Origin of the sequence: Pseudomonas sp. LS_2 (assembly GCF_042709235.1) — a bacterium.
Classification (GTDB): Bacteria; Pseudomonadota; Gammaproteobacteria; order Pseudomonadales; family Pseudomonadaceae; genus Aquipseudomonas.
On the sequence record NZ_JAVAYC010000019.1, the window covers coordinates 52770 to 66573 of the forward strand.

Here is a 13804-nt window from a genome sequence, read left to right on the forward strand (position 1 = left end):
AAAATATTCTTATTCGGCGTTCTGTACCGCAGCGATCATGCGCACCACGTCGGCGGTTTCAGCCACATCGTGCACGCGCAGGATGCTCGCGCCCTTGGTCATTGCCAGGGCCGCCAATGCGAGGCTGCCATACAGGCGCTCGCCGACCGGACGATCCAGCGTCTGGCCGATCATGCTCTTGCGCGAGACGCCCACCAACAGGGGCCGCCCCAGGCGATAGAGTGTTTCCATGTGCTTGAAGAGGCTCAGGTTATGCGCCAGGTTCTTGGCAAAACCGAAGCCAGGGTCAAGGATGATCCGCTCGACACCGATACCGACCGCCGCGCAGGCAGCCATGCGCTCTTCAAGGTAACGCGTCACCTCGGCAGTCACGTCCTGGTAACTGGGGCTGTCCTGCATGTTACCCGGCTCACCCCGCATGTGCATTAAGCACACCGGTAAACCGGTGTCCGCAGCCGCGTCCAGGGCACCCTCGCGCTCCAGCGCACGCACGTCGTTGATCAAGCCGGCGCCCAGGCGAGCAGCCTCGCGCATGACGGCAGGCGTGGAGGTATCGACCGAGATGACCACATCGAGTCGCTCGTTGAGCGCCTCGACGATCGGCGCCACCCGCTCGAGCTCCTCGATCGGCGAGACCGCCCGGGCACCCGGGCGCGTGGACTCGCCACCGACATCGATCAGCGTGGCACCTGCAGCGACCATCGCCTCGGCATGACGCAACGCCGCGTCGCGCTGGCTGAAGCGCCCGCCATCGGAGAAGGAATCAGGGGTGACGTTCAAGATACCCATGACATGGGTACGGGACAAATCAAGAACCCGGCTGCCGCAAGGCAACCGGGTTGGGTACAGCTGTGAGGTCATAGAAACCCTTAGTGTTGAGCCGCAGGCCCGCCGATCGGCGATTCGGGGCGATCGCCCTGGGAGGCCGGATTGCCGGAGGTACCGGAATCGTTATCCCAATCACGCGGCTCGCGCGGCTCCCGGCCAGCCATGATGTCGTCGATCTGATCGGCATCGATGGTTTCGTACTTCATCAATGCTTCGGCCATGGCGTCGAGCTTGTCACGGTTGTCAGTAAGGATCTGCTTGGCCGTGGCGTAGCACTGATCGATGATGCTGCGCACTTCAGAGTCGATCAGCTTGGCGGTCTCGCCGGAGACGCTGGAATGCTGGCTGCCGGCGCTGCGACCGAGGAACACCTCGCCTTCCTCCTCGGCGTACATCAGCGGCCCGAGCTTCTCGGACAGGCCCCACTTGGTGACCATGTTCCGGGCAATCTGGCTGGCACGCATGATGTCGTTGGAAGCACCGGTGGTGACACCATCGAAGCCCAGGGTCATTTCTTCCGCGATACGGCCACCGTACAGCGAGCAGATCTGGCTGATCAGTGCACGCTTGGACAGGCTGTAGCGGTCTTCCTCTGGCAGGAACATGGTGACACCCAGCGCACGACCGCGCGGAATGATCGACACTTTGTAGACCGGGTCGTGCTCGGGCACCACTCGACCAACGATAGCGTGACCTGCCTCGTGGTAGGCGGTGTTCTGCTTTTCCTTCTCGGACATGACCATGGTCTTGCGCTCGGCACCCATCATGATCTTGTCCTTGGCCAGCTCGAACTCCTTCATCTCGACCAGGCGCTTGCTGGCACGAGCAGCGAACAGCGACGCCTCGTTGACCAGGTTGGCCAGGTCGGCACCGGAGAAGCCTGGCGTACCACGGGCAATGACCGCCGGGTTGACGTTCTCGCCAATCGGCACCTTGCGCATGTGCACCTTGAGGATCTGTTCGCGACCGCGGATGTCGGGCAGGCCCACCACCACCTGGCGGTCGAAGCGACCGGGGCGCAGCAGCGCAGGGTCGAGCACGTCAGGACGGTTGGTGGCAGCGATGACAATGATGCCATCGTTCATTTCGAAGCCATCCATCTCGACCAGCAGTTGGTTGAGGGTCTGCTCGCGCTCGTCATGACCGCCACCCATGCCGGCGCCACGGTGGCGACCAACGGCATCGATTTCGTCAATGAAGATGATGCAAGGCGCGTGCTTCTTGGCCTGTTCGAACATATCGCGAACACGGCTGGCACCAACGCCGACGAACATTTCGACGAAGTCGGAACCGGAGATAGTGAAGAACGGCACCTTCGCCTCGCCAGCGATAGCCTTGGCCAGCAGGGTCTTACCGGTACCGGGCGGGCCTACCATCAGCACGCCGCGCGGGATACGGCCACCCAGACGCTGGAACTTGCCGGGGTCACGCAGGAACTCGACCAGTTCGCCGACCTCTTCCTTGGCCTCGTCGCAACCCGCGACGTCGGCCAGGGTGGTCTTGACCTGGTCTTCGGAGAGCAGGCGCGCCTTGCTCTTGCCGAAGCTCATCGGCCCGCCCTTGCCGCCGGCACCGCCCTGCATCTGGCGCATGAAGAACATGAACACGGCGATGATCACGAGGATCGGGAAGCTCGCTACCAGCAACTGGGTCCAGATGCTCTGCTGCTCCGGCTGCTTGCCCTCGATGACAACGTTGTTGTTGACCAGGTCACCGATCAGGCCGTTGTCGGCAATGGCCGGACGAACGGTCTTGAAGTTGTCGCCATCGGTGCGCTTGCCGGTGATGACGGCGCCGTCGACGGTCACGCGCTCGACCTTACCGTCCTTGACCTGCTGGATGAAGTCGGAATAGTTGAGGGTCTGTGGCTCGTTAGGGCTGGAGAAGTTGTTCATCACCGTCACCAGGACAGCTGCGATGATCAACCACAGGATCAGATTCTTTGCCATGTCGTTCAATTAGCTACCCTCTGAGGCCGGCGCACGACGCAGCCGTGCCTCGCATGATATTCATCGCCCTAACTTACTACATTACCTACGCAACCGCAGGCACCGTCTGTAACCCTTTGTGAAACCTAGACTACACGAAGATCGGACGATCCCGACGCAGCGGCCGATTGGAAATAACTATCGGCCACCCCGCAAATACCCATTCACTCGCCTTTGAACCCCCTGGCCAGCAGGTATTGTTCACGCGAGCGATCCCGCGAGGACGACGGCTTGCGCATCTGTACCTTGTCGAACTTGCTACGCACGTCCTTGAGGTAAACATCGAAGCCTTCGCCCTGGAAAATCTTGATCAGAAAGTCGCCACCGGGACGCAGTACACGGGTGGCCAGGTCCAACGCCAGTTCACACAGGAACATGGCGCGCGGCATATCCACCGCAGGGGTACCACTCATATTGGGGGCCATGTCGGAAATCACAAGGTCCACGTGCGAATCGCCGACGGCCTGGAGGATCTGCGCAAGCACCTCATCCTGGGTAAAATCGCCCTGGATGAAGGTAACGTCGGGGATCGCGTCCATTTCCAGGATATCCGAAGCGATCAATCGCCCCTGGCCGCCGATCAGACGACTGGTCACCTGCGACCAGCCCCCCGGGGCCGCGCCCAGGTCGATCACGCTCATGCCAGGACGAATGAGCTTGTCCTTCTCCTGGATCTCCAGCAGTTTGTAGCTCGCACGCGAGCGGTAGCCATCCTTCTGCGCCTGTTTGACGAAAGGATCGTTGAAATGCTCTCTCAGCCAGTTATGGCTGCTTTTGGAACGCTGCGCCACGGGGCACCTCGATGATAAGCGTCGTGATTGACTGGGCGGACCACGGGCCCTCGGGTAAAATGGCCGCCAATTTTACAGAATCAGACGAAAAGGGTCAGATTATGCCGCTCAATAACGAGCAGAAGAAGCAATACAAGTCGATTGGTCATGACCTGAAACCGGTCCTGATCGTCGCCGGCAATGGTGTCAACGAAGGCGTGGTCGCCGAGCTGGAACGTGCCCTGGCCGACCACGAGCTGATCAAGGTCGAGATCCGCTCCGAAGACCGTGAAGAGCGCGCCGCCGCCATCGCCGAGCTGTGCAAGGTCGGCCGCGCCGAACTGGTCCAGACCATCGGCAAGAAAGCGCTGATCTACCGCAAGAACCCGCAGCCCAACAAGCAGCTGTCCAATATCCACCGTTACAAGTAACGGTGGCTCCGGTCAGTGGCGCGGCTTGCGCGCCCTGACCGGGACCGGCTGGGCAACCAGCACGATGCCGGAAAAGCCTAGCACCAGGAAACAGAACATCTGCCAGCGCTCACCCACGGAAATCCCGTAGCGCAGGGTGTAGTAGCTGACACAGGCAGCCAGGCCGAGCAGCAGCATCTGGCCACGAAATTGCCGCCACCAGGCCGACAGGCCGTCCACCCTCGCCAGCACCGCCAATTGGGTCAATAGCCCGAGCAATGCCACGCCGATCAACCAGCGGTCGATCTGCGCGGCGATGTCTTGCACCAGCAACGGCGCAAGACCGCTGACCTTGAGGGCCGGCACCAACCCAACGTGGAATACCCACAGGCCACCGACCCAGAACACCTGGGCCAGTTGCCAGAGAATTCCCTCAAGGGATGGCGCCCGCAGGCGCCGGTCAGATGTGCTTGACTTCGACAATCTCGTACTCGACCGTGCCACTTGGTGTCTTGACGACAACCGTATCACCCTCTTCCTTGCCGATGATGGCACGGGCAATCGGCGCACTGGCCGAGAGCTTGCCCTTCTTGATGTCGGCCTCGTCCTCGCCAACGATCTGGTAGGTCACCTGATCGCCGGTCTCGGTGTTCTCCAGGTCCACCGTAGTGCCGAAGATCACCTTGCCGGTATGGGCGATGGTAGTGACATCGATCACCACCGAGTTCTGCAAACGGCCTTCGATATCACGGATACGCGCCTCGACCATGCCCTGCTCCTCTCGGGCGGCATGGTATTCGGCGTTTTCCTTCAGGTCGCCCAGCTCGCGAGCTTCGCCGATCGCCTGGCTCAGGCGTGGGCGCTCGGTCTTGCTCAGGAACAGGTGCTCCTCTTCCAGGGCGCGGGCGCCCTGGACGGTCATTGGGTATTTGGTAATGCTCATGCTTTCAGTCCTGCATGCAGATCCTGCAAGCGGCGAACAGTCTTCTCGGGACCGAATTTCAACGCTTCGCAGATGGCTTCACCGGCCGCAATGGTAGTCGTGCAGTAGATCTTGTGCTGCAGCGCATTGCGACGAATCGAGTAGGAGTCGGCGATCGACTGACGGCCTTCGGTGGTGTTGATGATCAGCGACACTTCGTCGTTCTTGATCATGTCGACCACGTGCGGACGACCTTCGGTCACCTTGTTCACGCGACGGACTTTCAGGCCGGCCGCTTCGATCACCTTGGCGGTACCGGCGGTAGCGACGACTTCGAAGCCCAGGGCGATCAGGTCGCGGGCAACGCCAGCCACTTGCGGCTTGTCGTCGTCGCGCACGCTTATGAAGGCCGTGCCACCGCTGGGCAGCACTTCGCTGGCGCCCATCTGGGCCTTGGCGAAGGCTTCGCCGAAGGTGTCGCCGACACCCATCACTTCACCGGTGGATTTCATCTCAGGGCCGAGGATCGGGTCAACCCCCGGGAACTTGGCGAACGGGAAGACGGCTTCCTTGACGCTGTAGAAGTTCGGGATGATTTCCTGGGTAAAGCCCAGTTCCTTGAGCGATTTGCCGGCCATGACACGGGCCGCGATCATCGCCAGGGAAGTGCCGATGCACTTGGAGACGAACGGTACGGTACGCGAGGCGCGTGGGTTGACCTCGATCACGTAGATCTTGTCGCCCTGCAGTGCCAGCTGCACGTTCATCAGGCCGATAACGCCGAGTTCCAGGGCCATCTTCTTGACCTGGACGCGGACTTCGTCCTGCACTTCCTTGCTCAGCGAGTAAGGTGGCAGCGAGCACGCCGAGTCACCGGAGTGAACGCCGGCCTGCTCGATGTGCTGCATGATCGCGCCGATCACCACGTCGGTGCCGTCGCTCACTGCATCCACGTCCATCTCGATGGCGCAGTTGAGGAAGTGGTCGAGCAGGACCGGGCTGTCGTTGGAAACCTGGACCGCTTCGCGCAGGTAGCGCTTGAGTTCGTCCAGCTCGTAGACGATCTCCATCGCGCGACCGCCCAGTACGTAAGACGGGCGCACGACCAGCGGGTAGCCGATGCCGCCAGCGGCGTTGATCGCCTCTTCTTCGCTGCGCACGGTAGCGTTTGGTGGCTGCAGCAGGTTCAGGCGCTGGACCATCTGCTGGAAGCGCTCGCGGTCTTCGGCACGGTCGATGGCGTCGGGGCTGGTGCCGATAATCGGCACGCCGGCCTCTTCCAGGGCACGAGCCAGTTTCAGCGGGGTCTGGCCGCCGTAGTGAACGATGACGCCCTTTGGCTTCTCGACGCGGCAGACTTCCAGGACGTCTTCCAGGGTCAGCGGCTCGAAGTACAGGCGGTCGGAGGTGTCGTAGTCGGTAGAGACGGTTTCCGGGTTGCAGTTGACCATGATGGTCTCATAACCGTCTTCGCGCAGCGCAAGGGCTGCGTGCACGCAGCAGTAGTCGAACTCGATACCTTGGCCGATACGGTTCGGGCCGCCACCCAGGATCATGATCTTGTCGCGGGTCGACGGGTTGGCCTCGCACTCTTCCTCATAGGTGGAGTAGAGGTAGGCGGTGTCGGTGGCGAACTCGGCGGCGCAGGTGTCGACGCGCTTGTAGACCGGGAACACTTCCAGCTTGTGGCGGTGGCGACGCAGGTTCTTGTCGGTGATGCCGAGCAGCTTGGCCAGGCGCTGGTCCGAGAAGCCCTTGCGCTTGAGACGCAGCATGTAGTCCTTGTCGATCGCCGACAGGGCCAAGGTCTTGACCTTCTCTTCCTCTTTGATCAGGTCTTCCATCTGCACCAGGAACCACAGGTCGATACCGGTGAGTTCGAAGATTTCCTCGATGCTCATGCCGGCGCGCATGGCGTCGGCCACGTACCAGATACGCTCGGCGCCTGGCACGGTCAGCTCGCGCTTGAGGATGCTCATGGCATCGGCGCTGGCCAGGTCGACTTTCGGGTCGAGGCCGCAGGCACCGACTTCCAGGCCGCGCAGGGCTTTCTGCAGGGACTCCTGGAAGGTGCGGCCGATGGCCATGACTTCACCCACGGATTTCATCTGGGTGGTCAGGCGGGCGTCGGCTTTCGGGAATTTCTCGAAGGCGAAGCGCGGCAGCTTGGTGACGACGTAGTCGATCGATGGCTCGAAGGACGCCGGGGTGCGACCGCCGGTAATGTCGTTCTGCAGCTCGTCAAGGGTGTAGCCGACGGCCAGCTTGGCGGCAATCTTGGCGATCGGGAAGCCGGTGGCTTTCGAAGCCAGGGCGGACGAACGCGAAACACGCGGGTTCATCTCGATCACGACCATGCGGCCAGTGTTCGGGCAGATACCGAACTGCACGTTGGAACCGCCGGTTTCCACACCGATTTCACGCAGCACCGCCAGCGAGGCGTTGCGCATGATCTGGTATTCCTTGTCGGTCAGGGTCTGTGCCGGGGCGACGGTGATCGAGTCGCCGGTGTGCACGCCCATCGGGTCGAAGTTCTCGATCGAGCAGACGATGATGCAGTTGTCCTTCTTGTCGCGGACCACCTCCATCTCGTATTCCTTCCAGCCGATCAGCGATTCGTCGATCAGCAGCTCCTTGGTCGGCGACAGGTCCAGGCCACGGGCGCAGATTTCTTCGAACTCTTCACGGTTGTAGGCGATGCCGCCACCGGTGCCGCCCATGGTGAAGGACGGACGGATGATGCACGGGAAGCCGAGCTTCTCGAGCACCGCATTGGCCTCCTCCATGCTATGGGCGATGCCGGAGCGCGGGCACTCCAGGCCGATGTCCTTCATGGCCTTGTCGAAGCGCGAGCGGTCTTCGGCCTTGTCGATGGTGTCGGCATTGGCACCGATCATCTCGACGCCGAACTTCTCCAGCACGCCGTGGCGCTCGAGGTCCAGGGCGCAGTTCAGCGCGGTCTGGCCGCCCATGGTCGGCAGCAGCGCGTCAGGGCGCTCTTTCTCGATGATCTTGGCCACCGACTGCCACTTGATCGGCTCGATGTAGGTGGCGTCGGCCATGGCCGGGTCGGTCATGATGGTGGCCGGGTTGGAGTTCACCAGGATGACGCGGAAACCTTCCTCGCGCAGGGCTTTGCAGGCCTGGGCGCCGGAGTAGTCGAATTCGCAGGCCTGGCCGATCACGATCGGGCCAGCGCCGAGAATCAGGATGCTTTTGATGTCTGTACGTTTTGGCATGGTTGTCACTCAAATCCGCGGGTCAGTCGGCAAGCCGTCTTGAACAATCTGGGTCAGGCACTTCCGGACGCGGCGCAGGCCGGTCCGGGGCCTTGATGCAGGATGCTCAGCGGCGCTTGGCCATGGCATCGATGAAACGATCGAACAGTGGCGCGACATCGGTCGGGCCTGGGCTCGCTTCAGGGTGGCCCTGGAAGCTGAACGCGCTCTTGTCGGTGCGCTCGATACCCTGCAGGGTGCCGTCGAACAGCGACTTGTGGATGGCGCGGACATTGCCCGGCAGGGTGGCTTCGTCGACAGCGAAACCGTGGTTCTGGCTGGTGATCATGACCACGCCGGTGTCCAGGTCCTGGACCGGGTGGTTGGCACCGTGGTGGCCGTGGCCCATCTTCACGGTCTTGGCGCCGGAGGCCAGGGCCAGCAGCTGGTGGCCGAGGCAGATGCCGAACACCGGGATCTCGGTCTCGAGTACTTCCTTGATCGCCTGGATTGCGTAGTCGCAAGGCTCCGGGTCGCCAGGGCCGTTGGACAGGAACACGCCATCAGGGTTGAGCGCCAGCACTTCGCTCGCTGGCGTCTGGGCCGGCACCACAGTGACGCGGCAGCCGCGGGCGACCAGCATGCGCAGGATGTTCAGCTTGACGCCGTAGTCGAAGGCCACGACGTGGTAAGGCAGGTCAGCAGCGTCGATGGTCGGGTGGCTGTCGGTTTTCAGCTCCCAAACGCTGGAACGCCACTCGTAGCGCTCCTTGGTGCTGACTTCCTTGGCCAGGTCCATGCCCTTCAGGCCCGGGAAAGCGCGGGCAGCGGCGATGGCAGCTTCTTCGGTGATGTCGTCGCCAGCCAGGATGCAGCCGTTCTGGGCGCCTTTCTCACGCAGGATGCGGGTCAGGCGGCGGGTGTCGATACCGGCGATGGCCACGACATTGTTGGCCTTGAGGTACTCAGGCAGGGATTGGGTATTGCGCCAGTTGCTGGCCAGCAGCGGCAGGTCACGAATCACCAGGCCCGCAGACCACACGCGGTTGGACTCGGCATCTTCGGCGGTGGTGCCGGTGTTGCCGATGTGCGGGTAGGTCAGGGTAACGATTTGCTGGGCGTAGGAAGGGTCTGTGAGGATTTCCTGGTAGCCGGTCATTGCAGTGTTGAACACGACCTCACCAACGGTCTGACCGTCGGCTCCAATGGCTTCACCGCGAAAAATGCTGCCATCGGCAAGGGCGAGTATGGCTGGCTTAGTCAAGAGACCTCCCGTAATTCAAGCCTGAAAGGGCGATCGCAGGTTGCAAAAAAGCGGAGTGCCGTTTGGAAACGTCACCCCGCTTTTATGTGCTGAATTCAATTCACTGCGCGCTTTTAGTGGATACACTAAAGCTGTAGTTTACAGAAAAGTGTGGTTTTGGTCTACCGCATATGTGTCTCTAAAACACAGGTTTGCGACAGGTTGAGAATCTGCGCTGCTTCATTTGCGGGCAAGCCCGCGAATGAAGCCAACACCGACCTCGCGATCAGCGCAGCTCCAGCACATCCTGCATGTCATACAGCCCAGGCTCGCGGCCATCCAGCCACAGCGCAGCTCGCACCGCGCCCTTGGCGAAGGTCATGCGGCTCGAAGCCTTGTGGGTGATCTCCACGCGCTCGCCGTCAGCGGCAAACAGCACGGTGTGGTCGCCCACCACGTCCCCCGCCCGCACGGTGGCGAAACCGATGGTCTGGCGATCCCGCGCGCCAGTCTGGCCTTCACGGCCATAAACAGCCACTTCCTGCAGGTCGCGCCCCAGCGCCTTGGCTACCACCTCACCCATGCGCAGCGCCGTGCCCGACGGGGCATCGACCTTGTGACGGTGGTGCGCCTCGATGATCTCGATGTCCACATCGTCACCCAGTACACGGGCAGCGGTGTCCAGCAGCTTCAGGCACAGGTTGACGCCAACGCTGAAGTTGGCGGCGAAGACAATCGGAATCTCCTTGCCCGCCTCTTCCAGCAACAGCTTTTCTTCCGGCGTGAAACCCGTGGTCCCGATGACCATGGCCTTGCCCGCCTTGCGGCAGAACGCCAGGTTCTTCAGGGTCACCGAGGGGTGGGTGAAATCGATCAGCACGTCGAACTCGTCGGCGACCTTGTTCAGGTCATCGCGAATCGGCACGCCGATACGCCCCAGCGCAGCCAGCTCACCGGCATCGGCGCCAACCAGCGAGCTGTCCGGGCGGTCGATCGCTGCCGTCAGGCCAGCCTGGGGGGCTTGTTGCTGCACGGCCTCGATGAGGGTCTTGCCCATCCGCCCTGCCGCACCCATTACCGCAATACGTCGCATAGCCTGTTCCTTGTCAGAGGTCGCCGAAGAAGCGCTTCATGCCGTCGAACCAGCCAGTGGCCTTGGGCGAATGGGATTTGTCGCCCTCGAGCGAGTCACGCAGTTCTTCGAGCAGCTCGCGCTGGCGACGACTGAGGTTGACCGGGGTTTCCACCGCCACCCGGCACAGCAGATCGCCGGCACCACCACCGCGCACAGGCGCCACGCCCTTGCCGCGCAGGCGGAACTGCTTGCCGGTCTGGGTGCCTTCGGGAATCTTCAGCTTCACACGGCCATCGAGGGTCGGCACTTCCAGCTCGCCACCCAGGGCTGCGTCGGTGTAGCTGATCGGTACTTCGCAATAGAGGTGCTTGCCGTCGCGCTGGAAGATCTCGTGCTCACGCACGCTGATCACCACATACAGGTCGCCGGTCGGGCCACCATGGGCACCGGCCTCGCCCTCGCCGGATAGACGAATGCGGTCGCCAGTATCGACACCCGCTGGCACCTTGACCGACAGGGTCTTGTATTCCTCGACGCGGCCTTCGCCGTGGCACGACGGGCAAGGGTCGGTGATGATCTTGCCCTGGCCATGGCAGCGCGGGCAGGTTTGCTGCACGGCGAAGAAGCCCTGCTGCATGCGCACCTGGCCAATGCCCCCGCAGGTCGGGCAGGTCGATGCGGTCGAACCCTTCTTGGCGCCGCTGCCGTCGCACGGTTTGCAGTTGACCAGCGTCGGTACGCGAATGTTGGCAGTCGTGCCACGTACCGCCTCTTCGAGGTTCAGCTCCAACGTATAGCGCAGGTCGCTGCCTCGCTGGGCACCCCCGCGCGCGCCGCCACGGCCACCACCGAAGAAGTCGCTGAACACATCACCGAAGATATCGGAGAAGTTGGCGCCACCAAAGCCGGCACCGCCGCCCCCCATGCTCGGGTCGACGCCGGCGTGGCCATACTGGTCGAACGCGGCGCGCTTGCTGGCATCGGAGAGCACTTCATAGGCCTCGTTGGCCTCCTTGAATTTCTCTTCCGACTCCTTGTCACCCGGGTTACGGTCCGGGTGGTACTTCATCGCCAGGCGGCGATAAGCCTTCTTGAGGTCGCTTTCGCTGGCGCCGCGCTCGACACCCAGGACCTCATAAAAATCACGCTTTGCCATAGGTCATTTGCACTCTTGGGGGCTCTCGGCATCCGTTCGCCGTGCCTTAAGCACCTGCCGCCACACACGCAATGCGCCCTGACAGATGCTGGAAATAATTCCCGTGTTCCAGACACGCCAACGCGGGAGCAAGCCCCCGCGCGGCGACATCCTACCAGTTCAGCGCCGATCGACGCTGAACCGGGCGACAACAGGCAGAGATTACTGCTTGTTGTTGTCTTTTACTTCTTCGAACTCGGCGTCGACCACGTCGTCGTGCTTGGCTTCAGGCTCGGCTTGCTGCTGGGCACCACCCTGCGGCTGCTGGGCCTGCTGCTCGGCGTACATCTTCTGGGCAACCGGCGCGGAGACCTTGGACAGCTCCTCGACCTTGGCATCGATGGCCGCCTTGTCGTCGCCTTTCAGCGCGCCTTCGAGTGCAACCACGGCAGCTTCGATCGCGGCCTTCTCTTCAGCGGTAGCCTTGTCGCCAGCATCGACGACCATCTTGCGGGTCGAATGCACCAGCGCGTCACCCTGGTTGCGGGCAGCGGCCAGTTCTTCGAACTTGCGGTCTTCCTCGGCGTTGGCCTCGGCGTCACGCACCATGCGCTCGACTTCTTCGTCGGACAGGCCGGAGTTGGCCTTGATCACGATCGACTGCGCCTTGCCGGTGGCCTTGTCTTTCGCGCCGACGTGCAGAATACCGTTGGCATCGATGTCGAAGGTCACTTCGATCTGCGGCACGCCACGTGGCGCTGGCGGAATGTCAGCCAGGTCGAACTTGCCCAGGGACTTGTTCTGCGAAGCCTGCTTGCGCTCACCCTGCAGTACGTGGATGGTCACCGCGCTCTGGTTGTCGTCGGCAGTGGAGAACACCTGCGACTTCTTGGTCGGGATGGTGGTGTTCTTCTCGATCAACGCGGTCATCACGCCGCCCATGGTTTCGATACCCAGGGTCAGCGGGCTGACGTCCAGCAGCAGCACGTCCTTCACGTCACCGGCCAGCACGGCGCCCTGGATGGCGGCGCCCATGGCGACGGCTTCGTCCGGGTTGACGTCCTTGCGGGCTTCCTTGCCGAAGAAATCGGCAACGGCTTTCTGTACCAGCGGCATACGGGTCTGACCACCGACCAGGATCACGTCGTCGATCTTGCTGGCATCGATACCGGCGTCCTTCAAGGCGATGCGGCATGGCTCGATGGTACGAGTGACCAGGTCCTCTACCAGCGACTCCAGCTTGGCGCGGCTGATCTTCACGTTCAGGTGCTTAGGACCGGTAGCGTCTGCAGTGATGTACGGCAGGTTGACGTCGGTCGACTGAGCGGACGACAGCTCGATCTTGGCTTTTTCAGCGGCTTCCTTCAGGCGCTGCAGAGCCAGCGGATCGTTCTTCAGGTCCATGCCGGACTCTTTCTTGAACTCGTCGACGAGGTAGTCGATCAGGCGCATGTCGAAGTCTTCGCCACCCAGGAAGGTGTCGCCGTTGGTGGCCAGTACTTCGAACTGGTGCTCACCGTCGACTTCGGCGATTTCGATGACCGAAACGTCGAAGGTACCGCCACCCAGGTCATAGACGATGACAGTGTGGTCGCCCTTGGCCTTGTCCATGCCGTAGGCCAGTGCAGCGGCGGTCGGCTCGTTGATGATGCGTTTTACGTCCAGGCCGGCGATGCGACCGGCATCCTTGGTGGCCTGGCGCTGGCTGTCGTTGAAGTAGGCCGGAACGGTGATGACCGCTTCGGTGACCGGCTCGCCGAGGTAGTCTTCGGCAGTCTTCTTCATCTTTTTCAGCACTTCGGCGCTGATCTGCGGCGGCGCCATGTCCTTGCCGCTGGCCTGGACCCAGGCGTCACCGTTGCTGGCCTTGACGATCTTGTAGGGCACCAGCTTGATGTCTTTCTGCACGACGTCTTCTTCGAAGCGACGACCGATCAGGCGCTTCACGGCGAACAGGGTATTGTGCGGGTTGGTGACGGCCTGGCGCTTGGCCGACTGGCCGACCAGGATTTCGCCGTCATTGGCGTAGGCCACGATCGAAGGGGTGGTACGCGCGCCTTCGGCGTTCTCGATGACCTTGACGTTACCGTTTTCCAGGATGGAGACGCACGAGTTGGTAGTCCCCAGGTCGATACCGATGATTTTGCCCATGTTAACTCTCCCGAAACTTGAATTTGGTTGCAGCGGCTACGTTGGCCATCTGCAGCAATACTTG

At 62.1% G+C, this 13804-nt stretch carries 11 protein-coding genes; 1 reads left to right on the forward strand and 10 read right to left on the reverse strand.

The features are described from left to right. Window positions 1–9: 9 nt before the first annotated feature. The 3 genes from folP to rlmE all read right to left on the reverse strand — a co-directional run bounded on the left by folP (window position 10) and on the right by rlmE (window position 3607). Entirely contained in the window at window positions 10–861 is an 852-nt protein-coding gene (gene folP, locus RAC97_RS17400; RefSeq protein WP_375098690.1) for a dihydropteroate synthase, read from the reverse strand. An 8-nt stretch (window positions 862–869) separates the two neighbouring features. Next, window positions 870–2777, reverse strand: coding sequence for an ATP-dependent zinc metalloprotease FtsH (gene ftsH / locus RAC97_RS17405; protein ID WP_375098689.1), 1908 nt, complete (start codon window positions 2775–2777; stop codon window positions 870–872). Window positions 2778–2980: 203 nt separating this feature from the next. Then, window positions 2981–3607, reverse strand: coding sequence for a 23S rRNA (uridine(2552)-2'-O)-methyltransferase RlmE (gene rlmE, locus RAC97_RS17410; RefSeq protein ID WP_375098688.1), 627 nt, complete (start codon window positions 3605–3607; stop codon window positions 2981–2983). 101 nt (window positions 3608–3708) lie between these two features. On the opposite strand from rlmE, the gene RAC97_RS17415 reads away from it, so the two are divergent. After that, window positions 3709–4017: a YhbY family RNA-binding protein gene (locus tag RAC97_RS17415; RefSeq protein WP_375098687.1), complete on the forward strand. Its 309-nt coding sequence runs from the start codon at window positions 3709–3711 to the stop codon at window positions 4015–4017. 12 nt (window positions 4018–4029) lie between these two features. On the opposite strand, the gene RAC97_RS17420 is transcribed toward RAC97_RS17415, so the two are convergent. The 7 genes from RAC97_RS17420 to dnaK form a co-directional block, all read right to left on the reverse strand. Continuing rightward, window positions 4030–4479 (reverse strand): MFS transporter, encoded by a 450-nt coding sequence (locus RAC97_RS17420; protein WP_375098686.1) that lies wholly within the window; start codon window positions 4477–4479, stop codon window positions 4030–4032. Continuing rightward, a complete protein-coding gene (gene greA, locus RAC97_RS17425; RefSeq protein ID WP_081255197.1) occupies window positions 4457–4939 on the reverse strand; it encodes a transcription elongation factor GreA in 483 nt (160 codons plus the stop codon). Before greA ends, RAC97_RS17420 begins: the two co-directional genes overlap by 23 nt. After that, window positions 4936–8157, reverse strand: coding sequence for a carbamoyl-phosphate synthase large subunit (carB, locus tag RAC97_RS17430; RefSeq protein WP_375098685.1), 3222 nt, complete (start codon window positions 8155–8157; stop codon window positions 4936–4938). The genes greA and carB overlap by 4 nt, the downstream gene beginning before the upstream one ends. A gap of 106 nt (window positions 8158–8263) precedes the next feature. Further along, window positions 8264–9400, reverse strand: a complete 1137-nt coding sequence (carA, locus tag RAC97_RS17435; RefSeq protein WP_375098684.1) for a glutamine-hydrolyzing carbamoyl-phosphate synthase small subunit — start codon at window positions 9398–9400, stop codon at window positions 8264–8266. 265 nt (window positions 9401–9665) lie between these two features. Next, complete coding sequence (dapB, locus tag RAC97_RS17440) at window positions 9666–10472, reverse strand: 4-hydroxy-tetrahydrodipicolinate reductase (protein ID WP_375098683.1); 807 nt, start codon at window positions 10470–10472, stop codon at window positions 9666–9668. A 13-nt stretch (window positions 10473–10485) separates the two neighbouring features. Further along, complete coding sequence (gene dnaJ / locus RAC97_RS17445; RefSeq protein ID WP_375098682.1) at window positions 10486–11610, reverse strand: molecular chaperone DnaJ; 1125 nt, start codon at window positions 11608–11610, stop codon at window positions 10486–10488. A gap of 201 nt (window positions 11611–11811) precedes the next feature. Next, window positions 11812–13740 (reverse strand): molecular chaperone DnaK, encoded by a 1929-nt coding sequence (gene dnaK, locus RAC97_RS17450; RefSeq protein WP_375098681.1) that lies wholly within the window; start codon window positions 13738–13740, stop codon window positions 11812–11814. Between the last annotated feature and the right edge of the window lie 64 nt (window positions 13741–13804).